Source organism: Pseudonocardia abyssalis, assembly GCF_019263705.2.
GTDB classification, from domain to species: domain Bacteria; phylum Actinomycetota; class Actinomycetes; order Mycobacteriales; family Pseudonocardiaceae; genus Pseudonocardia; species Pseudonocardia abyssalis.
This window is the reverse complement of the sequence record NZ_JADQDK010000001.1, coordinates 2,860,072-2,885,169: the sequence shown is the minus strand read 5'-3', so window position 1 is coordinate 2,885,169 and position 25,098 is coordinate 2,860,072. Positions and strand designations below refer to the sequence as shown.

The 25,098-nt window shown below is 74.7% G+C and carries 27 protein-coding genes and 1 tRNA gene; 14 read left to right on the top strand and 14 right to left on the bottom strand.

The window, feature by feature from the left end; translation table 11 throughout:
* Positions 1–115: 115 nt before the first annotated feature.
* The 3 genes from I4I81_RS13995 to I4I81_RS13985 all read left to right on the top strand — a co-directional run bounded on the left by I4I81_RS13995 (position 116) and on the right by I4I81_RS13985 (position 1,182).
* Entirely contained in the window at positions 116–550 is a 435-nt protein-coding gene (locus I4I81_RS13995; protein WP_218616091.1) for a DUF3052 domain-containing protein, read from the top strand.
* Positions 551–620: 70 nt separating this feature from the next.
* Positions 621–1,079, top strand: coding sequence for a peroxiredoxin (locus tag I4I81_RS13990; RefSeq protein WP_218605479.1), 459 nt, complete (start codon positions 621–623; stop codon positions 1,077–1,079).
* A 31-nt stretch (positions 1,080–1,110) separates the two neighbouring features.
* A tRNA-Val gene (locus tag I4I81_RS13985) sits at positions 1,111–1,182 on the top strand.
* A 115-nt stretch (positions 1,183–1,297) separates the two neighbouring features.
* On the opposite strand, the gene I4I81_RS13980 is transcribed toward I4I81_RS13985, so the two are convergent.
* Genes I4I81_RS13980 through I4I81_RS13970 form a run of 3 tightly spaced genes read right to left on the bottom strand, consistent with a single transcriptional unit; the run spans position 1,298 to position 4,486 of the window.
* Positions 1,298–2,329, bottom strand: a complete 1,032-nt coding sequence (locus I4I81_RS13980; RefSeq protein WP_226363932.1) for an AF_0692 family protein — start codon at positions 2,327–2,329, stop codon at positions 1,298–1,300.
* Between the two features lie 8 nt (positions 2,330–2,337).
* Positions 2,338–3,828 (bottom strand): NAD(P)/FAD-dependent oxidoreductase, encoded by a 1,491-nt coding sequence (locus I4I81_RS13975; protein ID WP_218605477.1) that lies wholly within the window; start codon positions 3,826–3,828, stop codon positions 2,338–2,340.
* Between the two features lie 31 nt (positions 3,829–3,859).
* Positions 3,860–4,486, bottom strand: a complete 627-nt coding sequence (locus I4I81_RS13970; RefSeq protein ID WP_218605476.1) for a GOLPH3/VPS74 family protein — start codon at positions 4,484–4,486, stop codon at positions 3,860–3,862.
* A gap of 226 nt (positions 4,487–4,712) precedes the next feature.
* On the opposite strand from I4I81_RS13970, the gene I4I81_RS13965 reads away from it, so the two are divergent.
* Complete coding sequence (locus I4I81_RS13965) at positions 4,713–5,702, top strand: TetR/AcrR family transcriptional regulator C-terminal domain-containing protein (RefSeq protein ID WP_218605475.1); 990 nt, start codon at positions 4,713–4,715, stop codon at positions 5,700–5,702.
* 410 nt (positions 5,703–6,112) lie between these two features.
* Here the strand turns inward: I4I81_RS13965 and I4I81_RS13960 are convergent, their stop codons facing one another.
* Positions 6,113–6,820 (bottom strand): LysR family substrate-binding domain-containing protein, encoded by a 708-nt coding sequence (locus tag I4I81_RS13960; RefSeq protein ID WP_218616090.1) that lies wholly within the window; start codon positions 6,818–6,820, stop codon positions 6,113–6,115.
* Between the two features lie 43 nt (positions 6,821–6,863).
* Here I4I81_RS13960 and I4I81_RS13955 point away from each other — a divergent pair, with 43 nt between their 5' ends.
* Positions 6,864–7,265 (top strand): DUF5997 family protein, encoded by a 402-nt coding sequence (locus I4I81_RS13955; protein ID WP_218605906.1) that lies wholly within the window; start codon positions 6,864–6,866, stop codon positions 7,263–7,265.
* 369 nt (positions 7,266–7,634) lie between these two features.
* Entirely contained in the window at positions 7,635–8,717 is a 1,083-nt protein-coding gene (locus tag I4I81_RS13950; protein ID WP_218605905.1) for an MmpS family transport accessory protein, read from the top strand.
* 32 nt (positions 8,718–8,749) lie between these two features.
* On the opposite strand, the gene I4I81_RS13945 is transcribed toward I4I81_RS13950, so the two are convergent.
* From I4I81_RS13945 to I4I81_RS13925, 5 genes are read right to left on the bottom strand one after another with little or no spacing between them, the layout of a single operon-like run.
* Complete coding sequence (locus I4I81_RS13945) at positions 8,750–9,427, bottom strand: phosphonatase-like hydrolase (RefSeq protein WP_218605904.1); 678 nt, start codon at positions 9,425–9,427, stop codon at positions 8,750–8,752.
* Entirely contained in the window at positions 9,424–10,251 is an 828-nt protein-coding gene (phnE, locus tag I4I81_RS13940; protein ID WP_218616089.1) for a phosphonate ABC transporter, permease protein PhnE, read from the bottom strand. Before phnE ends, I4I81_RS13945 begins: the two co-directional genes overlap by 4 nt.
* Positions 10,248–10,976: a phosphonate ABC transporter ATP-binding protein gene (locus tag I4I81_RS13935; RefSeq protein ID WP_218616088.1), complete on the bottom strand. Its 729-nt coding sequence runs from the start codon at positions 10,974–10,976 to the stop codon at positions 10,248–10,250. The genes phnE and I4I81_RS13935 overlap by 4 nt, the downstream gene beginning before the upstream one ends.
* The gene (locus tag I4I81_RS13930; RefSeq protein WP_218616087.1) at positions 10,976–11,872 is read right to left on the bottom strand and encodes a phosphate/phosphite/phosphonate ABC transporter substrate-binding protein; all 897 of its coding nucleotides are present in this window, start codon (positions 11,870–11,872) and stop codon (positions 10,976–10,978) included. Before I4I81_RS13930 ends, I4I81_RS13935 begins: the two co-directional genes overlap by 1 nt.
* A gap of 26 nt (positions 11,873–11,898) precedes the next feature.
* Positions 11,899–12,999 (bottom strand): TIGR03364 family FAD-dependent oxidoreductase, encoded by a 1,101-nt coding sequence (locus I4I81_RS13925; RefSeq protein ID WP_226363931.1) that lies wholly within the window; start codon positions 12,997–12,999, stop codon positions 11,899–11,901.
* Between the two features lie 122 nt (positions 13,000–13,121).
* Here I4I81_RS13925 and I4I81_RS13920 point away from each other — a divergent pair, with 122 nt between their 5' ends.
* Positions 13,122–13,856 (top strand): GntR family transcriptional regulator, encoded by a 735-nt coding sequence (locus tag I4I81_RS13920; protein WP_218605969.1) that lies wholly within the window; start codon positions 13,122–13,124, stop codon positions 13,854–13,856.
* On the opposite strand, the gene I4I81_RS13915 is transcribed toward I4I81_RS13920, so the two are convergent.
* Positions 13,843–14,916 carry a zinc-binding dehydrogenase gene (locus I4I81_RS13915; RefSeq protein ID WP_218605968.1) on the bottom strand — a complete coding sequence of 358 codons (1,074 nt, stop codon included), beginning with the start codon at positions 14,914–14,916 and terminating at the stop codon, positions 13,843–13,845. The two genes, I4I81_RS13920 and I4I81_RS13915, sit on opposite strands and share 14 nt — an antisense overlap.
* A gap of 138 nt (positions 14,917–15,054) precedes the next feature.
* On the opposite strand from I4I81_RS13915, the gene I4I81_RS13910 reads away from it, so the two are divergent.
* Positions 15,055–16,302, top strand: a complete 1,248-nt coding sequence (locus I4I81_RS13910; protein WP_218616085.1) for an FAD-dependent monooxygenase — start codon at positions 15,055–15,057, stop codon at positions 16,300–16,302.
* A 12-nt stretch (positions 16,303–16,314) separates the two neighbouring features.
* Here I4I81_RS13910 and I4I81_RS13905 read toward each other — a convergent pair whose 3' ends face one another.
* On the bottom strand, positions 16,315–16,971 hold the full coding sequence (locus I4I81_RS13905) for a class I SAM-dependent methyltransferase (protein WP_218603323.1): 657 nt from the start codon (positions 16,969–16,971) through the stop codon (positions 16,315–16,317).
* 160 nt (positions 16,972–17,131) lie between these two features.
* Between I4I81_RS13905 and I4I81_RS13900 the strand changes: the two genes are divergently transcribed.
* From I4I81_RS13900 to I4I81_RS13880, 5 genes are all read left to right on the top strand, one after another.
* Complete coding sequence (locus I4I81_RS13900) at positions 17,132–18,145, top strand: iron-siderophore ABC transporter substrate-binding protein (protein WP_218603322.1); 1,014 nt, start codon at positions 17,132–17,134, stop codon at positions 18,143–18,145.
* A 40-nt stretch (positions 18,146–18,185) separates the two neighbouring features.
* Positions 18,186–18,647 (top strand): VOC family protein, encoded by a 462-nt coding sequence (locus I4I81_RS13895; protein WP_218603321.1) that lies wholly within the window; start codon positions 18,186–18,188, stop codon positions 18,645–18,647.
* Between the two features lie 129 nt (positions 18,648–18,776).
* Positions 18,777–19,082, top strand: a complete 306-nt coding sequence (locus tag I4I81_RS13890) for a WhiB family transcriptional regulator (RefSeq protein WP_218603325.1) — start codon at positions 18,777–18,779, stop codon at positions 19,080–19,082.
* Positions 19,075–19,818 (top strand): GAF and ANTAR domain-containing protein, encoded by a 744-nt coding sequence (locus I4I81_RS13885; protein WP_218603320.1) that lies wholly within the window; start codon positions 19,075–19,077, stop codon positions 19,816–19,818. The genes I4I81_RS13890 and I4I81_RS13885 overlap by 8 nt, the downstream gene beginning before the upstream one ends.
* A gap of 5 nt (positions 19,819–19,823) precedes the next feature.
* Positions 19,824–20,603: a GAF and ANTAR domain-containing protein gene (locus I4I81_RS13880; protein ID WP_218603319.1), complete on the top strand. Its 780-nt coding sequence runs from the start codon at positions 19,824–19,826 to the stop codon at positions 20,601–20,603.
* Between the two features lie 196 nt (positions 20,604–20,799).
* On the opposite strand, the gene I4I81_RS13875 is transcribed toward I4I81_RS13880, so the two are convergent.
* Positions 20,800–21,717 carry a dihydrodipicolinate synthase family protein gene (locus I4I81_RS13875; protein ID WP_218603318.1) on the bottom strand — a complete coding sequence of 306 codons (918 nt, stop codon included), beginning with the start codon at positions 21,715–21,717 and terminating at the stop codon, positions 20,800–20,802.
* Positions 21,718–21,787: 70 nt separating this feature from the next.
* Here I4I81_RS13875 and I4I81_RS13870 point away from each other — a divergent pair, with 70 nt between their 5' ends.
* A complete protein-coding gene (locus I4I81_RS13870) occupies positions 21,788–22,675 on the top strand; it encodes a LysR family transcriptional regulator (RefSeq protein WP_218603317.1) in 888 nt (295 codons plus the stop codon).
* Here the strand turns inward: I4I81_RS13870 and I4I81_RS13865 are convergent.
* Positions 22,661–23,686 carry an LLM class flavin-dependent oxidoreductase gene (locus I4I81_RS13865; RefSeq protein WP_226363930.1) on the bottom strand — a complete coding sequence of 342 codons (1,026 nt, stop codon included), beginning with the start codon at positions 23,684–23,686 and terminating at the stop codon, positions 22,661–22,663. The two genes, I4I81_RS13870 and I4I81_RS13865, sit on opposite strands and share 15 nt — an antisense overlap.
* 175 nt (positions 23,687–23,861) lie before the next feature.
* Entirely contained in the window at positions 23,862–25,094 is a 1,233-nt protein-coding gene (locus I4I81_RS13860) for a PucR family transcriptional regulator (RefSeq protein ID WP_226363929.1), read from the bottom strand.
* Positions 25,095–25,098 lie beyond the last annotated feature (4 nt).

The window sequence follows — 25,098 nt, the reverse complement described above, 5'->3', positions numbered from 1 at the left end:
GGGGTCATCCCCTATCGTGCCCTCCGACGTAGGATCCCGTAACGAGTGGTTGCGGGTCGACGAGTCAGGTGTCCGGATCTCGCATCCGGATCCAGAGGAAGAGGGGTACACAGGCGTGGTCGCCGCGGAAGATGCCGGACGCCAGTCCGACATCGCGGGAAAGCTCGGCGTGGAGCCGGGCATGGTCGTCCAGGAACTCGGGTGGGACACCGACGTCGACGAGGCGGTGCGCGACGCCGTCGAGGAGAGAGCGGGCGACGACCTGCTCGACGAGGACGCCGTCGACGTCGTCGATCTCGTCCTGATGTGGTGGCGGGAGGGTGACGGGGACCTCGTCGACGCGCTCGTCGACGCCGGTGGTCCGCTCGCGGAGAGCGGCGTGATCTGGGTCCTCACACCCCGGACCGGCCGCCCCGGGCACGTCGAGCCGAGCGAGATCGCCGAGGCCGCCCCCACGGCGGGCCTGTCGCAGACGTCGAACGTCAGCGTGGGCGAGACGTGGGCCGGCGCCCGGCTGGTCGCGCCGAAGGCGGCCAAGTCCCGCCGCTGACCCCCGCACACCCCCCCCGCACCGCCGTCGCGTCCGCCACGGCGGATCTCAGACCTGGAGAGGCACGCACATGGCGCCCGAGGTGGGAACAGAAGCTCCCGACTTCACCCTGAAGGACCAGAACAAGCAGGACGTGACGCTCTCGTCGTTCCGCGGCGCGAAGAACGTCCTGGTCGTGTTCTACCCGTTCGCGTTCTCCGGAGTCTGCACGGGCGAGCTCACCGCGGTCCGGGAGGACCTGGCCAGCTTCCAGAACGACGACGTGCAGATCGTCGCGGTGTCGGTCGACCACACGTTCGCGCTCAAGGCGTGGGCCGACGCGGAGGGCTACGAGTTCCCCCTGCTCGCCGACTTCTGGCCGCACGGCGAGGTGGCGCAGGCCTACGGCGTGTTCAACGACGCCGCGGGGTTCGCCCTGCGCGGGACGTTCCTCGTCGACAAGACCGGTGTGGTGCGGTTCGCCGAGGTCAACGGCCCCGGCGAGGCCCGTGACCAGGACGCGTGGCGCAAGGCCCTCGCGGCCGTGTAGGACCGCACCGGGGCCCCGGCCCCGGTCCGGCGGGCGCGTAGCTCAGCGGAAGAGCTCTCGGCTTACACCCGAGCGGTCGCAGGTTCGAACCCTGCCGCGCCCACTCTCATCGGTCGACCCCGGCCACGCCGATGGCGACGTCGGAGCAGTGACGGAGGCCGCGGCGGGTATCGGGTGCCGGAGCACGACCGGGCAGGCGAGGCCGCTGATGACCGTGGTCATTCCGGTCGGCTCAGCGGGTGCTCGTCGCCGGGATCGGGAGCCGCAGCTCTCCGCCGCTGGAGGTGCTCGGCGAGACGTGCCAGCACGTACACCTGTGTCACGATCGCGACCGAACCGACGAGTGCGGCGGTCGGTGACGCGGGCATCATGAACGCGGTGTGCGACACGAGGATGCCGCCGACGAGCCAGATCCGGTGCCGGTCACTCCACCCGGGCGATGTCTGCCAACGCAGCACCAGCCAGCCGAACGCGACGGCGGTCATCAATCCGACGACCAGCTTCTGGGCGGGGGACATCAGGTCGCCGAGCAGCATCGTGGGGCCGAGGCCGAGCGGGAGCAGCGTGGTGAGGAACGCCATGGTCAGGTACCCGGACACGACTCCGACCAGGGCCGGGTGAGGCGTGTTGCGGGCCCTGCGAACGCGGGCGGTGACGCCGCGGCGGGGGAGGACCACCAGCGCGATCACCCCGAGCGTCGCGATGAGCGCGAGGAACAGGATCGTGAAGCCCCAGGGGGTCCGGTAGCCGGGGTCCTCGGTCGCCGAGATCAGGTGGCGGAGCCCGAACACGCCCAGGACCGCGAGGGCGCCCGCGCCGGCCAGGCCCCGGTTGCCGAGGTAGGGCCGGTCCCGTTGTGCCGGGAAGAGGAGGTCGGTGATGGTGATCGGCACCAGGACGCTGAGCACGACGTGCACGCCGATCTGCGATTCCCAGTAGGTCCAGTTCACACCGAGCGCCCGGAATCCCCAGTCGGCGGCGCCGTACATGCGGGGGCTGGTCAGGGCCTGCAGGCCCAGGCCGTCCTCGGCGAGCTGGTAGGCCACGCCCAGCAGTACGAGGCTCGGCCAGGTGCCACCGGCCCGCACGGTCGCCTCGCGGAGCACGAGGACCCCGGCGCCGTACATCACCATCAGCAGCGGCACCAGCAGCCAGGTGAACGGCACCGCGACCGCGGTGAAGGTGAGCTCCGCGCACACCGTGGTCAGCAGTGCGAGCGTCCAGGGCGCCCGGTTCCACCGCCGGTTCACCGACCGGTTCATCCGGTGGCCGCCTCTCTGCGTGTCGGGTGGTGCGGACCCGGTGGGGGCAGCGACCGTCGTGTGTGCAGGAGCTCGTCGAGCTTCGCGTTCTGGGCCTTCGCCGTGGCCGTGGCCTGTTGTTCGACGACCGCGCGTTCGGCCGGGTCGTCCGGCATCGGCGGGGCGAGATCCGGATGCAGGCGGGAGGTGCGCAGCCAGGCGTCGACGTCCGGGTTCGCTGCCCAGCGCAGCTGCTCCGCGTTCGTCGAGAGGGCGAACCGGAGCCAGTCCACGTCGCTGCTCGGGTAGGGGGTGACGGGGCAGAGTTCGTTGCGCACGGTGTCGTCGGGACCGGTCGCCTCCATGTGTGCGACGAGTGCGGCGCTGAACACCGGCTGGCACGCGCGGACCGGCTGCAGGGTGATCAGCCCGTCCTGGAAGATCGGTATGACGGGCAGCTGCTTCACGGCGTCGGCGGTGCAGTCCACGTGCAGCACATGGGGGCCGGTCGGGAGCGTGCCGGCGTCGAGTTCGATGGCCGTCGGGTCGATGCGTGTGACCCGGCCGAGGCGGACGACGTCGGTGATCCTGCGCAGCTGTTCCAGCTCGGCCCGCGAGACGGTGGCGCAGCGGAACGCCGTCGGTCGCTCGTCCGGGGAGATCCTCAGCAGCGCTCCCGCCGCGTCGAGCCGGTCGAAGAGGTCGCGTACCGACTCGGCGCCCATGATCGCGGAGTGCTTCGCGGCGTGGTCCGTCGCGATGTCCGCGGCGCGGCGCAGCGGCATCGGCTGCACCGTCGCCCGGTCGATGAGCCACGGCGCGCGGGGCATGATCCAGGTCAGGTCGGCGGGGTCGACGCCCTGCTCCAGCAGCCAGAGGCAGGCGTCGATGCCGGTCTTGCCCGCTCCGACGACGACATAGCGGTCGGAGGGCCCGCGAACGGCGGGCAGCTCGTTCGGCGGCACGACACGGATCCCGTCGGCGACCGGGAACTCCGGTGGCCGCATCGCGGGCACCGTGACGCCCTGGTAGGTGGTGTCGACGATCCTGCGCCGCGCGGTCACCCGGTACCGGGTGCCCGAGGTCGTCACGTGGAACCGTCCGCTACCCCGGTACTCGGCCATCGGGAAGTAGGAGACCCGCCCGGACGGCAGGAACGTCCGGCGCATCACCTGGTCGAAGTAGTCGCAGATCTCGGCGGCGCCCGCCAGCTCGTACATCCCGGCGTTCCAGCCCGTCCGGTCGACCCGGTCCTCGCCGAGCGGGCGGGAGTTCACGCCGTACATCGCCGACGGTTGGTGCAGCCGTACGAAGGGGTAGGCGACGGTCCAGTGCCCGCCGGGTCGGTCGTAGCGGTCGACCATGGTGACGGTCGCCCGCGTCTCGGTCAGCAACGTGTCGACGAACGCCATCGCGGTCGCGCCTGCGCCGATCACGAGGTAGTCGGTGTCAATGTCGGTGTCGGTGTCGGTGTCGATGTCGGTGTCGATGTCGGTGTCGGTCACCATCGTGTCGCTCCTGTCTGTCTGTCCGGTCGGCTCAGCCCGAGGCGGCCATCGCAGCGATGGCGCCCTTCGTCCGGGCGATGGCCGTGCGCACTGCGGGACCGACGGCCTGCCCCTTCGCGATGTCGCCCATCCGTGTGCGGACCTGCCTCCGGTGACCGGTGGGCAGCGCGCGGCGCCGCAGCCTCGCGGCGTGCAGCACGCCGATCAGGGCAGCGGTGCGCTCGTCGGGCTCGCGCCCGTCGAGGACGGCGTCGGCGAGCCTGCTGCGGATCTCGGATCTGGCCGAGGCGTCCTGTGTGGGGTAGCGGTGTGCCGGGACGAGACCGAGCAGCCGGCCGCGTCGGCGCCGAAGCACACCGCGTTCGACGAGCGAGGCGATGGCGCGCCCCGGCGCCCCGCCGCGCGTCCGTCGCAGCAGCGTCGAGACCTTCACCCGGCCCGCGACCTCGGCGAGGACGGTGTCGAGGTGTCCAACCCCTGTCGGAGCCGGGTCCACGACCGTGACGACGTCGTCGTCCCCCACGGCGATGCGCTCGGCGAGGGCCAGCTCGACGACGACCGCACCGGCCACGGCCCAGTCCAGGCCAAGGCGGGTCCCGCCCCCGCCGGTGTCCTCGTCGAGGGCGAGCAGGACGACTTCCTCGGCGACGGTGAGCATCGGGATGTCCTTTCCGGTCGGGCGGGCGGTGCGGGGCGGATCGCCGGGTGGCGAAGCCCCGGATCGCTGGCTGCGTACGCTGTAGCGAACTACGCGTACACTGTCTCCAGGAGGACGTGCGACGGTCAATCGATCCTGGTCAAACGACTCCACAACGTGAACTAGTTCGGCCGAAGTGAACTAGTGCACTTTGGCCGCTGTCGACGACTGCGATCAGGAGGTCCGCATGTCGCAGGACGCTCAGCTGGAGCCGCTCTACCGGCGGATCGCCGGGGAGTTCGCGGCCCGGATCCGATCCGGTGATCTGCGGCCGGGGGACCGGATTCCGTCCATCCGGCAGATCGCCGACCGGTGGAACGTCGCGATCGCGACCGCGACGAAGGTGCTTGCCGCCCTGCGCGACGACGGCCTGGTCGAGACCACGGTGGGTTCCGGCACGGTGGTCAGTGCCTCCACGAACGGGCCGCGCCGGCCGGACCGGGGGGCGACGTCCACGTCGCGGTCGTTCCCGCCGCGTTCGGCCGGCGGGGCGAAGCAGGCACTCAGTCGCGAGCACGTGCTGCGGACCGCTGTCGCGATCGCCGACGTCGAGGGTGCGGGCGCGGTGTCCATGCGGCGGGTCGCCGCCGAGCTCGGCGTGGGGGCGATGTCCCTCTATCGCCACATCGCGAACAAGGACGACCTGATGACCGAGATGGCCGACCTGGTCTTCGGGGAGCTGGAACTCCCCGACCCGGGGCCCGACGGCTGGCGAGCCAGACTGGAGCTGATCGCGCGGTGGCAGTGGGGGCTGTGCCGGCGACACCTGTGGCTGCCCGGAGCGGTGTCGTTCACCCGGCCCTCGATGGCGCCGAACATGATGGTGCACACCGAGTGGACTCTGCGGGCGCTCGAGGGTCTCGGCCTGTCACTGCGCACGCGGATGCAGGAGGCGCTCGCGCTGCATTCGTTGGTGATCAACGCTGCACTGTCCACGGCGGACGAGGTGGAGGCCGAGCAGGAGACAGGTGTGTCGCTGGGCCGGTGGCTGCAGGCGCAGCGTGCACGGACCGACGCACTGTTCGCCGGCGGGCGCTTCCCCCTGCTGGCGCAGGTGCACGAGCAGGTCGTCCCCGACGTCGACGAGCTGTTCGACTACAGCCTGGCCCGGCACCTGGACGGGTTCGCGGTCCTGGTGGGGGAGCCACCATCGAGCGACTCGCGGTCGGCCTCGTGAACGCCGGCTCCGTGCCGGACTCCTCGACGGGTCGGTCCGTGACGGGTTCGAGCAGCACCACCGGCACCTCCCGGTCACCGGTCAGGACGGCGCGCTCGCGCAGTTCGGCGAAGAACGGGTACAGCCCGTCGGCGTGGGCGAGCCAGTCCGCGCATTCGTGCCCTCGGCGACGCGCGCGGTCATCAGCGCCCGGCGGGCCCCGTCCTGCAGCTGCACCGTCGGGTGGGCGGTCAGGTTGACTTCCGTGCCGCGCTGACCACTGCCGAGTGAGCAAGCGGACGTCCACGCGGTCGAACCGGAAGTCTCACCGAGCCCGGACGGAACGTCCGTGAGCGAATCCGGCGTCAGTTCTCACGGCGAGAGCTTCTCCGACGAGACGGCGAACGTGCTGTTCCGCACCGTCGGTGGACTCAACGACGGCGCGCACCGCGCCGGGCGGCGGGGCGCCGGGCGACCTTCTTCCTCGTGGGGGCGGGTCTGTCCGGTGCCGGGGTCGCGTCCCGGCGGGGGGTGCGCGAGCTGTTCGCCGTGCGCCCGCGGACGATCCCGATGAACTCCTCCATCAGCTCGGTGTTCTCCGCGTCCGGCCAGGCGAGACCGACACCCGACCCGGGCGCGTCGGTCAGCGGTCGGTACACGAGGTCCCGGCGGTGGTGGAGGCGGGCCAGCGACTGGGGGACGACCAGCAGGCCGACGCCGGCGGCGACGAGCTCGATCGCCGCGGCCGTCGTCGCGGGGTCGAACGCCGCGGACCGCCCCGGCCGCTCACCGGGCCAGACGAGTGCGTCGTCCTGCGGGCGGAGGACGATCTCGTCGGTCAGGTCCGCGACTGCTGCTTCCTCGGTCGCGGCGAGGACGTGACCCTTCGGGACGACGGCCACCGTGGTCTCGGTGTAGAGCGGGATCGTGTGGAGCCCGGTCCGGTCGATCGGCAGCCGGAGCACGGCCGCGTCCACGGCGCCGGACCGGATCAGCTCGAGCGCCTCGTCCGTGGTCGCGGAGACGAGCTCCAGGGTGACCCGGGGGCGGCGCTCGGCCCAGATCCGCGCCCACTTGCCCGGCGTGACGCCCGGGACGTAGCCGAGCCGGAAGGCTGTGGTGTCGCGCGGCTCGGTCACCGGCCCAGGCTATCGGCCGGTCCGGCCCCGATATCGTGGGCACATGACGCGGCAGAGGTCGACCCAGACGATGAAGCCCGCGACGGCGGCGAGGAAGCTCGGCGTGCACCCCGACGCGACGCCCGAGGAGTTCCGGGCCGGGGTGGTCTCGCGCGACGAGCTCGACGCCCTGCAGGCCGACCCGCCCGAGTGGTTGCGCGAACTGCGGCGCAACGGCCCGCATCCCCGCCAGGTCGTCGCGGACCGACTGGGGGTGTCGATCTCCGGGCTGGCCCGTGCCGAGATCACCGAGCCGCTGACCACCGCCCAGATCGCGGCGTTGAAGGAGGAGCAGCCGGAGTGGCTGCGCCGTGAGCGCAACACCCGGGCCGAGGCGCAGCGCGCGGAGGCCCGGCTGCGGGCCGAGCGGTCCGGGAGCCGCCCCGGCGGTCCGGTCGGGGGTTGACCGGGGCCGTCCCGGTGTCGGTCACCCGCAGGGCGGTGCGGTCGCGAGGCATCGGTGGTGGCCGGGCGGGGAACGCCCCACCCCGATGACCGCTCCACCGGGTGGCGTTCCGTCACCGACGTGCGGCCCGATCGTTGAACCGGCACGACAACGGATGGGGGCGTCGTGCCAGGACCGAGATGGGACCGGGACGCGGGTCGCTGGGTGCTCGGCGACGAACCGCCCGCGGCGCCGGGGCGCGGCACCCCTCCGCGGCCGGACCGGACGCCCGCGGCCCGACCGCCCGCAGCCCGACCGCCAGAGGCCCCCGACCGTCGCCCGGACGCCGCTGTGCGGCACCCGGGTGGCCGTCACGGAGCCGGGCGGCCAGTGGGCGGGCAGCCGGGAGACGGGCGGCCCGACCCGGGTCCTCGGCGCGGGCACCGCCGTGCGCCGGAGCCCTCCGGACCGGCCGCGGCCCCGCCCGGCCCGCCTCCGGGGGACCGCCGCCGGGCCGCGGCGGCCCCGCCCGACGGCGGCGGTGGTCTCCCCGGCGGGCGTCGTCGTGTCGCCGACGCACCCGCTCGGCCCGACCCCGGCCGGAGCGCCCGCGTCGACCGGCCCGGCGTCGACCGGCCCGGCGTCGACCGGCCCGGCGTCGACGACCGGTACCCGCCCGCCGACGCCGACGGCCCGGCCCCGCGGCGCAGCCGGACCGCCGGGATCGACCTCGGCGACACCCCGGACCGGCCGGGTGGTCGGCGCCGCCCGGACGCCCCGCGGCGCGACCCGGGCCGCCGGGAGCCCGGCCATCCGGCCGCCGGCGTCGGGACGGCGGACGACGACGATCGCCCGTCCGGCCCGGCCCGTGGTCTCGTGGACGGCGGTCGGCCGGTGCGTGACACGGCCCGCGGATCCGCGCGTGCCGACGCCCCCGTCGCGGGCCGACCGACCCGCGGCCGGCGCGGGCCGACCAGGCGGGACGACGTCCCCACGGCCGCCCGCCGACGGAGGTGGCTGTGGGTGGTCGCCGCGGCCGTCGTCGTCGCCGTACCGGTCGGCCTGGTCGTCCTCGACGGTCCGGACGACGGGTCCGGAGCCTCGCAGGCCGCGGGCACGGTGGAGATCGGGAGGTCGGCCGACAGCGACGGGTCGGCCCCGGCCCCGGCAGGCGACCCCGCCGCGACCGATGCCCCCGCGGGTCCCACGGCCACCGAGGTCACCTTCGAGGTGACCGGGTCCGGCCCGGTGGGTGCGATCACCTACAGCCGGGGGGCGGTGGTCGCGAACGTGTCCGGCGTCGAACTGCCCTGGGAGAAGACCGTCCCGGCGGCCGCCGAGACCGTCGAGTACTCGATCTCCGCCGCCGGTGCGACCGGCGAGGTCTCCTGCCGGATCGTCGTCGACGGAGTGGTCCTCGCGGAGGAGACGGACAGCGAGTACTCGGCGGTCTACTGCAGCGCCCGCCGCTGACGGCACGGGCCGGAGGACGGGCACCGAAGGTCCTACCGCCGACCCACCGCCTCCACGTCGAGGACGGAGGGGAGGTCGTGCAGGCCCGCGAGGAGGTGGGTGGGGCGCTCGACGGCGAGCTCGTCGCGGGTCTGGGCGCCGGTGAGCACGCCGACCACCACTGCGGCGCCGGCGGCGTGCCCGGCGCGGACGTCGAGCACGGTGTCGCCGGCCACCAGGACGTGGGCGGGGTCGGTGACGCCCGTCAGTTCCATCGCCCGCCGGATCATGTGCGGCTCCGGACGCCCCGCGGCGACCTCGGACGCGCAGACGACCGCGTCGAGCGGGTCGCCGACGGCCCAGCCGAGCGCCGTCAGCAGCGGGTCGGTGACCTGCCGGTCGAACCCGGTGGTCAGGGCGATCCGCACGCCGGCCGCCCGCAGCGCCGCGAACGCCTCCGGGACGCCCGCCATCGGCACCGGCGGGGTGTCGCGGTAGCGCGCGGTGAGACGGGTGACGAACTCGGCGTGCGCCGCCTCCACGACGTCGGCGCCCGGGTCGTCGAGCAGCGCGCGCAGGGCTTCGCGCTTGTCGGCGCCCATCCACGTGCGGATCTCCGGGTCGGTGCCCGGGGCTCCGCGGTCGCGCACCACGTCGGTGAGGACGGCGTAGACGGCCCCGCCCTCGTCGACGGTGGTGCCGGCGATGTCCAGTGCGACGAGCTCGATCATGTGGCACTCCCGAGACGGCGGCGCACGAGCGCCGAGAGCTGGTCGACGGCGACGATGAGCACGAGCACCACGAGGATGTGGGTGAGCATCTCGTCGAACTGGAACAGCTGGATGGACTGGTTGATGAGGAAGCCGATCCCGCCCGCACCGACCAGACCGAGCACCAGTGAGGACCGGACGTTGACGTCGAAGCGGTAGAGCAGCAGCCCGACGAACTGCGGGGTGACGGTCGGCAGCAGCGCGTGCGCGGCGACCTGGATCCGGCCGGCACCCGCCGAGCGCAGGGCCTGCGGCGGCCCGGGGTCGGCGTCCTCCAGCGCCTCGGCCCACAGCTTGCCCATCACGCCGACGTTGTGGCACACGATCGCCAGCACGCCGGGGAACGGGCCGAGCCCGACGGCGGTCACGAAGATCAGAGCGAACACGACGTCGGGCACGGCGCGCAGGAACGACAGGAGCCACCGCGTCGGCTGGTAGGCCCAGCCCGGGGCGGTCCCGCGGGCGGCGAGCAGGGCGAGCCCCAGCGACAGCGGCACCGACAGGGTCGTACCGAGCAGCCCGATCCAGAGCGTGACGAGCGCGCCCTCCAGGCTCGGGCCGAGCACGTCCCAGGACAGGTCCGGCGGGATCGCCTCGGACAGGAAGTCGGCCATGCCCCGCCAGCCGTCGACCAGCGCGCCGAAGGACACCTCGGTGGCGTTCCAGGCGACGACGTGCGCGGCGACCACGACGGCGGCGACGACCCAGCCGAGCACCACGGCCTTCGGGCGCTGTCGGCGGGAGGGGACGGGGAGGCGGCGCACCCCGGGTTCGAGCAGCGTCACGACACGGCCTCCAGTGCGGGGGTCCCGGGGTAGAGGGCGTCGACGGCGGCGGAGCCGACCGCGGCGGGGGCCCCGTCGAGCACGACCCGACCGCCGCGCAGCCCGACGATGCGGTCGGCGTGGCGGCGGGCGAGGTCGGGCTGGTGCAGCACCGCCAGCACGGCGAGCCGCTCGACGTGCGCGAGTTCGGTGAGCAGGGCGAGCACCTGCTCGGCGGCGGCCGGGTCGAGGGCGGACACGGGTTCGTCGGCGAGGACGACCCGCGCGCGCTGGCACAGCGACCGCGCCACGGCGACCCGCTGCTGCTGCCCGCCCGAGAGCGAGCCGGCGCGGTCGTGGGCGCGGTCGGCGAGCCCGACCCGGTCCAGGCAGGCCATCGCCTCCTCGCGCACCGCCCGCGGGAACAGTGCGGGCACCAGCGACGAGCGCAGGGGCAGCCGACCGAGCGCGCCGGCGCAGACGTTGTCGAGCGCGCTGCGGCGCCCGACCAGGTGGATCTTCTGGAACACGAGTGCGACGTCGAGGGGGCCGCGGGCCCGGCCGTCGACGGTCACGGTGCCGGCGTGCACCGGTACGAGCGCGGCGGCCGCGCGGAGCAGCGTCGACTTGCCGGAGCCGTTGGCCCCGAGCACGGCGAGCAGCTCGCCCTCGGCGACGGTGACGTCGACACCGTGCAGCACCTGGCGGTCGCCGAAGCGGATGGTGATCCCGGTGAGCGCGAGCATCAGATGTCCGCCTCGGTGAGGCCGAGGGTCGCGGCGAGGTCGAACAGCGGCTGGTAGGTGGAGCGGTCGACCGGGACGAGGGGCCCGGGAGGGGAGACGTCGAGCAGGGCGCCGATCTCGCCGACGGCCTCGGGCGGCAGGTTCAGCAGGGCGTCGGTGACCGCGGCCTTGAACGCCGGGTCCAGGTCGCCGCGCACGGTGATCGGGTCGTTCGGGATCGGGTCCGACGTCCAGACCTGCCGGTAGCCCGACGGGTCGAACGATCCCGCCTCGGTGGCGCTGGCGAGCTGCTGGGAGTTGATCTCCGCGGCGTCGACGGCCCCGTTGGTCAGGGCGAGCAGGGCCTCGGGGTGCCCGCCGGCGTAGTCGATGCGGACGTCGGACTCGGCGATGCCGGCGTCGGCCAGTGCCTGGCGGGGGAGCGCGTCGCCGGAGGTGGACCCGACCGAGCCCAGCGCGAGGGACCGGCCGCGGAGCTGGTCGATCGAGGCGATGTCGGAGGCCGCCGGCACCCAGATGCCTGCGGTGTAGCTGGAGAGCCGCCCGTCGGCGTCGCCGAAGGAGGCGATCGGCTCGGCCTTCGCCCGGTCGCTGGCGAAGACGTAGCCGAGCGGGCCGAAGATCGCGATGTCGAGGCGGCCGTTCTGCATGGCCAGTACCTCGGCGGAGTAGTCGTCGGTGATCGTCAGGTCGACGGGGCAGTCCAGCGACTCCGACAGCGAGTCGGCGAGCACCTGTGCGGCGGGGGTGAGGCGGGCGGGGTCCTCGAACGGCTCGACCCCGAAGCGGATCTCGCCGCCGGGGCAGGTGGGTGACTCGGGTGCGGCGGGCGCGCCGCAGGCGGACAGGGCTGCGGCCGACAGGGCGAGGGCGAGGGCGGCGCGGTGGATGCGCATGGGGTTCTCCGGGAGTGGGGGTGGACCTAGAAGGAGTCGAGGACGGAGGGGGCGAGGCCGAAGGCGGTGGTCATGCCGATGCCCGACGTCACGGACACCGCCGTGACGCCCGGTGCGACCCGCGCGCGGAGGAACTCGCCCTCCGCGCTCGCGTAGACGCCCCGCCAGCGGTGCACGACACGCAGGTCGTGGACGCCGAGCAGGGACCGGGTCTCGGCGAGCAGCAGCTCGTCGAGGGACTCGTCGGAGAAGGGCGGGTGGGTGCGGGCGTAGGAGTGGGTGTCGCCGACGACGAGATCCCCGTCGGGACGCTGGGTGAGCATGTGGTTCACGACCGCGCCGAGGAGGTCGGGTCGCTCGTCCGCCCAGCGCCCGCGTAGCGCCCGCGCACCGGCCGTCCGGGACAGGGCGGGGTAGCGGAGCATCGAGCTGCCCGTGAGTACGGCCGGGTCGATCCGCAGGCCCGGTGCCCGGACCTGCAGCATCTGCAGCACGCAGCGCTGCAGTCCGGCCTCCTCGGCCACCTCGGGCAGTAGGCGGTCCAGGTCGTGCCCGGTGCAGACGACGACGCGGTCGGCGCGGAGCTCGCCGCGGCCGGTGCGGACGACCCCCTCGTCGACGCCGAGCACCGGCGTCGCCCAGTGGAACGTGACTCCGGGCTGCCGGGCGAGCCACGCGGCGATCGCCGGGGCGGCGGCGCGGGGGTCGACCCGGATGTCGCGGGGCAGGAACGCCCCGCCGAGCGCGCCCGTCACCGGCACCCGCCCACCGACGGCGGCCGCGTCGAGCAGCACCACGTCGTCGGCGCCGCGCTCGTCGGCCAGCTCCTCCAGTGCGGCGAGCTCCTCGGCGGCCCGGGCCACCACGACGGTGCCGGTCTCGACCGCGGAGAAGCCGGCCGCGCGGCCCATCCGCAGCCAGGTGCCGCGGGCGCGCTCGCCGAACGCGAGGGCCTCGCCGGTCTGGGCGGTGACGCAGCCGTGGCCGAAGTTGCGCACCGACGCCCCGACCGCCCGCTCGTCGCGTTCGACGACGGTGACCGACAGCCCGCGGGCGACCGCCTCCACGGCGTGGGCCAGACCGACGATGCCGGCGCCGACGACGATCAGGTCACTCGATGGGGTCACGGGAGGAACCGTGGCAGTTGCCGACGGGCCCGGCAATAGCTTGTATGGACAAGTCATCTGCCGTTCATCTCGCGCTCTCCGGGCGACGGCACCCGACTGCGACGACTTGTAGAGTCAGGTTCATGGCCGCCCCCCTCCACCGGACGCTCGCCGCCGAACTGCGCCGCCGGATCCGCAGCGGAGCGATCGGCATCGGGGAGTCGCTGCCGTCCGAGGCGCAGCTGTGCCGGGAGTTCGCCGCCTCGCGCGGTCCGGTGCGTCAGGCGCTGGCCGCGCTGCGCGACGAGGGGCTGATCGGCGGCGGGCAGGGCAAGCGCCCCGTCGTGCTCGACGCCGTGCCCGCCCAGCCGTTCGAGTCGTTCCAGTCGTTCACCCGGCGGGCGGAGCTGACCGGGCACGTCCCCGGGCAGCGGTTGCAGGAGATCGCGCTGCGCCGCCCGGAGCCTGCGGTGGCCGCGGCACTGCAGCTCGACGACGACACCCCCGCGGTGCAGCTCCTACGGCTGCGGCTGCTCGACGGGCGGCCGGCGATGCTGGAGCGGATGACCTACGTCGAGTCGGTCGGCCGGGCACTGCTCGACGCCGATCTCGACGCCGGTTCCATCTACGCGCTGCTCACCTCCCACGGCGTCGACCTGCACGCGGCCCGCCACACCTTCGACGCGGTGGCCGCCGACGCCACCGACTCCGCGCTCCTCGAGGTGCCGGTGGGGAGCCCCCTGCTCCGCGAGCGGCGGCTGACGTCGGACTCGTCCGGCCGCCCGCTGGAGTGGTCCGACGACCGCTACCGCTCCGACGTCGCCACCGTGACCGTCACGAACACCCGCAGCTCACGGGCGCCCGTCACCCGGCTCTGACCGGCCCGGGGGCGACCGCCTGCCGGGGGGCGGTCCCGGCCCGCGCCGCGACGATCGCGCGGTCGAGGTCGTCGAGCGCGAACGGGCCCCCCACCAGTTCGGCGAACGGGTAGCGGCGGTGGTGGGCGGCCAGGAAGTCCATCGCGTCCCGCAGGTCGGCGGGGCCGTAGTTGTGCACGCCGACGACCGTGTGCAGGCCGCGGACCAGGCGTTCCGGGTCCATCGGCACCGGGTCGCCGGGGGAGACCGATCCGGCGAGGACGGCGACGCCGCCGACGTCGAGCGCCTCCAGGCAGGCCGCCACCGCGGACGGCACCCCGGACAGCTCCACGGCCACGTCGACCGGCTCCGTCCCGGCGGCGTCCGCGGTCACCTCGTGCGCGCCGAACCGGACGGCCCGCTCGCGGCGGACGGGGTCGGGGTCGACCGCGACCACGCGGGCCCCGGCCGTGGCCGCCATCGCCACCGCGGTGACGCCGAGCATCCCTGCGCCCGTGATCAGCACGCGGCGGCCGGTCAGCTCGCCGCCCGCGCGCAGCACCGCGGCCACCGTCGCCGTGGCGCAGGACGCCGGGCTCGCCACCACGTCCGGCACGTCGTCGGGCACCTCCACGATCGCCGTGCCGGGCAGCAGCACGCAGTGCGTGGCGAAACCCCCGGTCAGGGGCGCCGCCCCGTCGAGCGGCTCGTGCCCGTACTTGCGCAGCCGCCGACACTTCTGGGTCATCCCGCGCGTGCACCGGGCGCACGTCCCGCACGCCGCCGTGACCGACCAGACGACCCGCCGCCCCGGGACCACGGGGGACCCGTCGACGCAGGTGGGCGCACCCTCCCCGACGGCGAGGACGGTTCCGACCTGCTCGTGACCCAGCACGCCCGGTGCGGGGGTGGGTCGCCGCCCGGTCACGGAGTGCAGGTCGCTGCCGCACACCGTCGCGAGGTCGATCCGCACGAGGACCTCGCCGCGCCCGGGGACGGCCGGGGTGGTCGCGGGCACCACGACGAACGGGCGGCCGATACCGTCCCAGCGGGCGTAGCGGACGGCGACGGGTGCACTCATGTCCGCAGCGTCGCACGAGGCCGGGCCCGCGGGCGACAACATGTCATGACAAGTTGGTGAACCGCGCGGCTCGTGGCGGGGCGATGATTTCCGGGTCTCGTCGGCGTCTTCCGTGGACGAGCGACGAAGGAGGCACCGGTGGGCGATATCAGGGTCCTGGTGGCGGGTGCGAGCATCGCGGGGCCCGCGCTGGCCCACTGGCTGCGTCGGCGCGGCGCCGAGGTGACCGTGGTCGAGCGGGCTCCAGGCCTGCGTCCCGGCGGGCAGGCGGTGGATGCGCGCGGGGTGGCCAGGGAGGTCATCCGGCGCATGGGGCTGGAGGATGCGGTGCGCGCGGCCCGCACCGACACCGCGGGCGCGTACACCGTGGACGTGGACGGGACCGTGCTGGAGACCTTCCGCGCGGACGACGACGGCGGTGACGGGTACATCGCGGACATCGAGATCCTGCGCGGGGACCTGTCCCGGGTGCTGTACGACGACACCCGCGACGGTGTGGAGTACGTCTTCGGCGACCGGATCGCCGAGCTGACCCAGGACGCCGACGGGGTCGAGGTGGTCTTCGCGGGCGGCGACCGGCGGCGCTTCGACCTGGTGATCGGGGCGGACGGGTTGCACTCGGGGCTCAGGGCGACGGTGTTCGGGCCGCGGGAGCGGTTCGTCCGCCATCTCGGGCTGGTGCTGGCGTTCTACAGCGTGCCCAACGAGTTCGGTGTCGACCGCTGGCTCACCGACTACCAGGACCCGGCGTCCGGGCGTTCGGCCGGCCTCCGGCCCATCGGGGACGCCACCCGGGTGATGGCGATGCTGTCCTTCCCGGCGGCCGGGTTCGACGTGGACCACCGGGACGTCACGGCGCAGAAACGCCTGCTGCGTGAGCGGATGGAGGGGCTGGGCTGGTCGACCCCGCGCATCCTCGAGCACCTGGACGACTCCCCGGACTTCTACCTCGACCAGGTCGCGCAGGTGGTGATGGACCGCTGGTCGAGCGGGCGGGTGGGGCTGATCGGGGACGCGGCGTTCAGCTCGTCGCCGATGTCGGGGCAGGGCACCGGGCTGGCCCTGGTCGGCGCGTACCTGCTGGCCGGGGAGCTGGCTGCGGCCGGGTGGGACCCGGAGGCGGGGTTCGCCCGGTACGAGGCGCGGATGCGCCCGTTCGTGGAGGCCAACCAGGAGATCGGCCGGATGCACGTGGAGCAGCTCGCCGCCACCGCGCCGGACGCCGCACCCGCTCCGGAGCCCGACATGGACGCACTGATGGCGCTGGTCGAGCGCGCGATCAACGGTGTCGAGCTCCCGGACTACGCGGGCGTGCCGGACTCCGGAGCCGCCGCCGGACCGCCGGTCGCCCCGTCGGCCGGGCCGCCGCCGGCCACCTCGGGGTGATCGAGTGGCGGATCAGCGCAGCCGGCGGGCCCGCAGGACGAGGTCCTCGGCGTGGTGGGCGCCCGCTCCGCCCTCGGGCACGACGCGGGGCCGCTGCTCGTCCACCTCCACGTGCCAGTCGTCGTCGAGCAGGGCGGTGATCATCGAGGGCCAGACGTAGTCGGCCGGGTCGAAGCCGCCCTCGGCGGGGCGGTGGTCCTCCACCCCCGCGTGGTGCACGACCAGCAGCACGCCACCGGGGGCGACGGCGGTGAGGAGCGCGCGCTCGGCCGCGCCGCCGGGGGTGCGCAACAGGGCCGGGTACTGCGCCGAGACCAGGTCGAACGACGCCGCCGGGAGGTCCGCCTCCACCAGTCCGGCGTGCACCCGGTGGACGGTGACCCCGGCGTCGCGGGCGTGCCCGGCCGCCCGCTCCAGCGCCACCCCGGAGACCTCGAGCGCGGTGACGTCCCATCCGGCGCGGGCGAGCCAGACGGCGTCGGCGCCCTCGCCGCAGCCGACGTCGAGCACCCGGCCGGCCGGGAGATCCGCGACCTCCGCGACGAGCGCGCCGTTCGGCCGGCCGCTCCACAGGTTCTCGCGGTCCGCATAGCGCCCGTCCCACTCCGCGCGCACCGCGGGGTCGCCGAGGTAGGTGTCGGGTGGCGGGGGGACGGTTCCGTCGGTCATCGGCCCACCGTGGCCCACCGCGGACCGGCGACGCAAAGTTCGTTGCCGTTCCGGCAGGAGTCGACGGAGCGGGCCCCTCGCCGAGCGCCGCCGGAGCCACTCCCGTCGCCATCTCGTCGACGATGTAGGTTAGGCATTCCTTGCCTCAGGAGGTCATGACATGTCCCGCCGGACGTTGCCCGTACTGCTCGCCGCGTTCGCGCTCACCGCCGCGTGCGCGGCCCCGGCGGCCACCGACCCCGAGGACCCGGCCGCGCCGGCCGCGGCCGGCGCGTTCCCGGTGACCGTCGAGCACGCGTACGGCAGCACCGAGATCCCGGCCGAGCCGGTCCGTGTGATCACCCTGGGCCTGTCCGACCAGGACCCGCTGCTCGCGCTCGGCGTCACCCCGATCGCGGTCTACCCCTGGTACGGCGACCACGAGTTCGCCACCTGGCCATGGGCGCAGGACGAGCTGGGTGCCGCGCAGCCGACGGTGCTCGCGGGAGGGGTGCGCAACGAGTCCGAGCCGCCGATCGAGGAGATCGCCTCGCTGCAGCCGGACCTCATCCTCTCCCTCTACAACGCCACCACCCCGGAGCAGTACGAGCTGCTGTCGCGGATCGCCCCGACCGTCGTGCCGGACCAGGAGTTCGTCGACTTCACCATCACCTGGCAGGAGGCCACCCGGGTGACCGGGGAGGCGCTGGGACGCGAGGCCGACGCGGTGGCGCTGGTCGACCACCTCGAGCAGGAGTTCGCCGACGCGGCCGCGGCCCACCCCGGGTTCGCGGGTCAGGAGGCCGTGGTGGCCGAGCGGTTCGAGCCCGGTGAGTCGATCGTCCGCTCGGGCAACGACGTCCGCGCGCGGTTCTTCGGGGACCTCGGCTTCACCGTGCCGACCGAGGTCGCAGGCGTGCCGGCCAACGACTTCGGCGAGATCACCGTCTCCGACGAGCTGATCGGCGAGCTGTCCCGCGACCTGCTGGTCTGGAACGTCGGGTTCGGGCCGGAGGAGCGCGCCGTCGTCGAGGCCAACCCGGTTTACCCGACGCTGCCCGTCGTGCAGGCGGGCAAGGTGCTCTGGATCGAGGACCCGGTGCTCTCCGGGGCGTTCACCTGGGGGACCGTGCTCAGCCTCGACTACGCGCTGGAGCAGCTGGTGCCCCAGGTGGCACAGACGGTCGGCGGGTGACCCGCCCGGTTCTGTCAGGGGTGCTCGCTACGGTCGGCCGATGAGCCGGCACATCCAGGTCACCTTCGACGCCCACGACCCGCGCGGGCTGTCCAGCTTCTGGCGCGACGTCGTGGGTTACGTCCATCCCGCACCACCCGGTGTCGAGCTGCCCGACGGGGCCGACCCGTTGGCCGCGTGGGACGAGTTCCTCGAACGGGTCGGTGTGCCGGAGGAGCGGCGCAACTCCAGCTCGGCCGTCGAGGATCCGGACGGACACGGGCCGCGGCTGTTCTTCCAGCAGGTGCCGGAGGGCAAGGTCGCGAAGAACCGACTGCACCTCGACGTCCGCGCGGCCCCCGGACTGCGGGGGGACGAGCGGATGGCGGCGCTGGAGGCCGAGTGCGGGCGGCTCGTCGCGCTGGGGGCGACCCGCGTGCGGCGCGACGAGCCGGCACCGCCCCTGAGCGCCGGCTTCATCGTGATGGCCGACCCCGAGGGCAACGAGTTCTGCCTGGACTGAGCGCCCGTCGGTGACGGGCGGCGGCCCGGCACCCACGTGGGGAGTGGGCCACCCCGGCGGGCGGGTACGTTCTCCCTGTTGCCCCGGACCACCGGCGACGGCTCCCGTCGTCGAGTGGAGAGGCCCGACATGGCCGACGTCCGCAGGCTCCCCGCACCGGTCGCCGAGATCTGGGACTGGCAGATGCGCGGCTCGTGCCGCGGCATGAACAGCGACCTGTTCTTCCACCCCGACCGGGAACGCGGTCCCGCCAGGGCCGGCCGCGAGAGACGGGCCAAGCAGGTGTGCCGGGGATGCCCGGTGCTCGACACGTGCCGTGAGCACGCGTTGGCGGTGCAGGAGCCCTACGGGGTCTGGGGCGGGCTGACGGTCGCCGAGCGCGACGAGCAGATCCGCGGCGACGCCGAGCGGCCTTCCCCGGGTCCGCGTGGGTGAGCCCGGGACGACCACCCGCGCGCTGCTGGCCATCGACCGGCACGGGACCGGCGACGCCGCGCTCGCGGAGCGCATCTGCCGCGCGTGCATGGCCGGCCTCGACGTCGACGGAGCGGTCCTGTCGTTGTTGACCGCGACCGTGTCCCGCACGACGCTGTGGGCGTCCGACGCCACGGCGGAGCTGATCGAGGAGCTGCAGTTCACGCTCAACGAGGGGGCCTGCATGGAGGCGGCGGCGACCGGACGCCCGGTGCTGGTACCGGACCTGCACCACGGCACGGAGACGGCGCGCTGGCCGGTGTTCGCCGCCGCCGTCGCCGAGCGCACGATGGTGGGCGCCCTGTTCGCGCTGCCGCTGCAGTGGGGCGCCGTCAACCTCGGCGTGCTCGACCTCTACCGGCTGGCCGCGGGCGGGCTCGACGCCGCGCAGTACCGCGACGCGATCAGCGCGGCCGACCTGGCGGCGCTGATGATGCTCGGTCAGCGCACCGACCCCGCGCCGGTCGACGGGTCGGACGGCGCGGACCCGACCGGGGGGAGCTGGCTGGCCGAGGCGTCCGGCCACCGTGCGGAGGTCCATCAGGCCACCGGGATGGTGCTCGCCCAGCTGGGGGTCGGTGCCGTCGAGGCACTGGCGCGGCTGCGCGCCCACGCGTTCGTCGAACAACGGCTGCTCGTCGACGTCGCGCGCGACGTCGTCGCGCGGCGGCTGCGGTTCACCGAGGAGATGAGGTAGCGCCGATGACGGACCAGTTCGAGGAAGCCGGCCCCGTGCCGGGCGGCCGGGAGGAGCGGGTGGTCACCGCGTTCGTGGATCTCGCCGACTCCCTGGTCGACGACTACGACGTCGTCGACCTGCTCGACCGGTTGGCGGGCTACTGCGTGGAACTGCTCGCCGCGGAGGCGGCCGGGATCATGCTGGGCGACCCCCAGGGCCGGCTGCGGGTGGTGGCCTCGACCAACGAGCAGTCCGACTGGATGGAGCTGCTGCAGCTCGAGGCCGACGAGGGCCCCTGCGTGGAGTGCCACCGCAGCGGGACCCCGGTCGCGGTCGCCGACCTCACGACCGCGGCGGCCCGGTGGCCGCGGTTCGTCGCGGCCCTCGCCGAACGCGGGACGTACGGCTCGGTGCACGCCCTGCCGCTGCGGCTGCGCGGCGAGGCCATCGGCACGCTGAACCTGTTCCACCGCCGTCCCGGGCCGCTGCCCGTCGCGGACCTGGCCCTGGGGCAGGCGCTGGCCGACGTCGCGACGACCGCGATCCTGGCCGAGCGGGCGATCGGCCGCGGGGAGGTGGTCAGCGAGCAGCTGCAGGCCGTCCTGACCAGCCGCGTGATCATCGAGCAGGCCAAGGGGGTGCTCGCCGAGCGGGGGCCGCTGGGCATGGACGAGGCGTTCGACCGGCTCCGCAGCTACGCCCGGGACCATCGCCTGCGCCTCGCCGCGGTCGCCCGCGAGGTCGTCGACACCGCACGGGTAGCGGCCGACGTGCTGGCCGTCCGGGCCGACCCGCCACGGTGACCGGTCAGTGGTCGATCGTGGCCGTGCCGGCGTCGTCGTGCCGGGCGCCGGGGTCACCGCGTCGAACCGCGCCAGCTGACCCGGGGTGAGCGCGAGGCCGTCCGTGGCGGGGTTCTCCCCGACGCGTCTTCACCCCACGGCCCGGCACCCCCGAGGCCGACGCCGTCCCCCTGCCGGCGAGCCGGAACGCGAGCGGTCAGGACGCGCCCGCGCGCTGAGCAGGACCGACCGGAGCGGCGGTCAGGTGGTCCAGGGCCAGCAGGGCGTGCTCGACGGTCGCGGGCCGGGCGGGCAGGAGGGGGAGCCGCGGCCGCGGTGACGCGATGCGGCCCAGCGCGTGCAGCACGCCCTTGACCACCGCCGGGTTGGGTTCGGCGAAGGCCGCGGCCGACCAGCGCGCGAGAGCGTGTCCGAGCCGTCGGTGCCCCACCGGATCGGCGGCACGGACGAACCGCACGAACTCCGCCGTCGCGAGGTGGGCGGAGGCGAGGACCGCGCCGCGGGCCCCGAGCCCGAGCAGCGGTGCGGCGAGGACGTCGTCCCCGGCGAGCACCGCGGTCGCATCGGGGAGGTCGCCGAGCAGGTCGACGGTGCCGGCGTCGATCACGCCGGGCGCGTACTTCATGCCGACGACGCCGTCGATCCCCAGCAGCTCCCGCAGGCACCCCGGCCCCAGCGGGAGCCCGGTGCGGTACGGGACGTGGTAGACGATCAGGGGGACCGGGCTGGTCCGGGCGAGCTCGGTGACGTGGGCGACGACGCCCGCCTCGGACGGGCGCAGGAAGTACGGCACGGTGACCATGGCGGCGTCGATCTCCGGCCACCGGGCGAGGTCCGCCAGCGCCGCGCGGGTCGACGCGGTGTCGTTGGAGCCCGCGCCGACCACCAGGCCCACCGGCCGGTCGCGGCACAGGTCGGCGCACACGTCGATCACCGCGCGGCGCTCGGCGAGGCTCAGCGCGGCCGGCTCCGCGGTCGTGCCCAGCGCGACGAGCCCGGCCGCACCGGCGTCGAGCACCTCGCTCCCGAGTGCGGCCAGCGCGTGCTCGTCGAGCCGGCCGGAGTGCGTGAACGGGCTGATCAGGGGGACGTGGACGCCGCGCCAGTCGGTCATGGCGACACGGTCCCGCCCGAGACACGACAGGTCCAGTTCGCTTTCCTTTGTTCTTTCGTAAGCTGAACCGATGCTCGACGTCCGTCGCCTGCGGCTGCTCCGGGAACTCGCGCTGCGCGGCACGATCGCCGCGGTGGCCGAGGCCCTCGTGTTCAGCCCGTCCGCGGTCTCCCAGCAGCTGGCGACGCTCGAACGGGAGGCCGGCGTCCCGCTGCTGGAGCGGACCGGGCGCGGGGTGGCGCTGACCCCCGCCGCCCATGCGCTCGTCGCGCACGCCGAGGTGATCCTCGACCGCCTGGAGCAGGCCGCCTCCGACCTCGCCGACCGCAGGCACGGCCCGGCCGGTCCGGTGCGGATCGGGGTCTTCCCGACCGCCACCCGCACGGTCGCGGTCGCGGCGCTCGCCCTCCTCGGCACCGAGCACCCGGGCCTGGAACCGCGGCTGTCCGAGATCGACCCCGCGGCCGTCGGCGACGCGCTGCGGGCCGGCGACCTCGATCTCGCCCTCGTGCACGACTACGACCTCCTGCCCGCGCTCGACGAGCCCGGGATCGCGACGTCGGCGCCGCTGTTCACGGAGGTGATGCTGCTGGCGACGACGACGCAGGAGCCGACGCTCACCGGTTGCGCACACGCCCCGTGGATCACGGCGACCCCGGCCACCCGGTGCCACGACACGACCGTCCGCGCCTGCCACGCCGCCGGCTTCGCCCCCGCCGTCCGCCACCGGATCGACGACTTCACCGCCGTGCTCGCCCTCGTCGCGGCGGGGCACGGGGTCGCGCTCGTCCCCGAGCTCGCCGCCGGTGACCCGCCGCCCGGGGTGGTCCTCACGCCGCTGCCGATCCGCCGCCGCACCACGACCGCCTGCCGGGCCGGGGCCGAACGGCACCCGGCGATCCTCGCGACCGCGTCGGCGCTGCGTCGCGCGGGGTCCGCGGCGTCAGGTTCGGGGTGACCAGCCCAGCGCCGGGCCCAGTCGGGTGGCGGTGTCGGTGAGGATCTGCACGTAGTCGGCGTGCTCGAAGCCGAACGGCAGTGCGAAGACGACCTCGTCGACGGCGCGGAAGCCGGCGTGGGCGTACAGCGTCTCCGCGACCTGCTCGGAGGAGCCCAGGACATCGGGGGCGAACAGCATGCTGGCCGGGCCCTGTGGCCGGGCGGTGCGCGGGGTGCGGGCGTCGACGTAGGCGGCGTACTTGGCCCGCTGCTGCGCGGTGGCGGTGTCGGTGGGGATGACGACGAGCCCCTGCGAGACCCGCGCCTGCTCCCCGGCGGGGTGCGCCGCGCGGAACGTCTCGATCTGGGCGGCCTGGAGTGCGGCGAAGTCGGTGGCGTCGGGACCGGGGGCCTTGAGCACGCTGCTCGTCAGCAGGGACAGCCCCTGCTCGCCCGCCCACCGCGCCGATCCGGGGCTCGCGGCGCCGTACCAGATCCGGTCGGCGAGGCCGGGGGAGTGCGGCTGCACGCGGTCGGAGAACTCCTCGATGCCGACCCTGCCGGAGAACGGGCTCGCCGGTTCCCCGCGGATCAGCGCGACCAAGCGCCGCACCCGCTCGTAGGTGAAGTCCTCGGCGTCGGCGGTGTCGGGGTAGAGCGCGTCGCGGACGTCGGCGAAGCGCATCGGCGGGCCCACGGACACGCCGGGGTTGATCCGGCCGCCGGACAGGACGTCGACGGTGGCGAGGTCCTCGGCGAGGCGCAGTGGGTTCTCCCAGCCCAGCGGCGTGACGGCGGTGCCCAGTTCGATGCGGCTCGTGCGCTGGGTGGCCGCGGCCATGACGGCGACGGGGGAGGAGATGCCGTACTGCAGGTGGCGGTGGCGCAACCGGGCCCCGTCGAAGCCGAGCCGCTCGCCGAGCTCGATGACCCCCAGGGTGCTCTCGTGGCCGGCGCGGGGGTCGGCCCCGTCGAACGAACCGATGGTGAGGAGGCCGAGCTTCCGCAGGGGGACCGAGGCAGGCGGCACGTCGGCCGGTCTAGGAGCGCGCTGACGAGCTCGGGCCTGCTGCGCGACGCCCGGGCGGCGCCCTCGCCGCGTTGGACGACCGGACCGATACGACAGCGGTACCGGCCCGATCCTCCGCCGTACGGTGCCACCACCTGGACGCTGCTCGCTACGGCCGGAGCCTCGCGGTGCCCTCCTAGGCATCCGGGACGGGTCGGAGGACCGTGGATCCGAGCAGGCGGCACGCGAGCAGGGCGACCTCGACGTCGATCCGGCCGTCGGACAGCGGGCGGCCGCGCACCTGCTCGGCCCGGCGGACGCGGTACTGGATCGTGTTGCGGTGCACGTGCTGCTCGGCGGCCGCGGCGGCGAGGCTGCTGCCGGTCGACAGGTAGACCCACAGGGTCTCGCGCAGACGCGCGGCGGGTTCGTCGTCGTCGGCGAGGCCACCGAGCGCGGCCTGCACCCAGTGCGCCGCGGTGGAGGGGTCGAGGGCGAGCAGCGCCAGCGGGCCGAGCTGCGCCGGGGTGATGAGCCGCAGCCCGCTGCGGGGGTCGGCGGCGACGGCGATCTGCTGGCCCTGCCGCGCCTGCCGGTGCGAGCCGCGGAACCCGGCCGGTCCGGGGGCGGGGTCGCCGAGCGCGGCGAATGCGCCCGTCAGCGTGGCCCGCACCGCGTCCACCGGGACGGATGCCGCGGGGAACCACCCCCACAGCGTCGACGCGTCGGGAGCGACGACGAGCGGCGGCCGGGTGCAGCCCAGTGCCGCCGCGACCTCGGGGACGAGGCGTTCGAGCCGCCCGGGGCGGGCGTCCTCGTCGACGTCCGGGCCACACCACAGGACCGCGGCGACGTGGGGCGGGGCGAGGTCGTAACCGGGTGCGGTGTCGGAGTCGGCGGGCCGGGAGGCGAGCAGCGCGGTGACCTTCGCGAGCCGGGCCGTGTTGCGCTGCCGCATCCAGCCGTCGCGCTCGGTCTGGTAGGCGGCGACGACCTCCTCGGAGACGGCGTCGACGATGCTGAACGTGACCGACGCCAGGTCCCGCGCCGCCGCCGCGATCTCGCCCGCGTCGGCGCTCGTCGCCGCGATCAGGTCGATGAGCTCCCGCTGGAACGCGGCCTGCCCCAGCCGGTAGGCGCGCAGCATCACCGAGATCGGGACGCCGCGCTGCGCCAGGTGCCGCGCGAGCTCGAGCCCGACCTCCGGGGCGCGGACCCCGGCCACCGGCGCACCCGACCCCAGCACGTCCAGCCCCGCCCGGATCGTGTCCTGGACGGTGGCCGCGAGCACCGCGCGCAGGCGGGGGTCACCGGCCAGCTCGGGCAGCGCGACCGCGATCTCCTCGAGCACGCCGGCGACCAGCGCGGTGGAGTCGGCCAGCAGCCGTTGCGCCAGGTGGCCGAGGGTGTCCGACGCCGAGGGGGGCACGGGC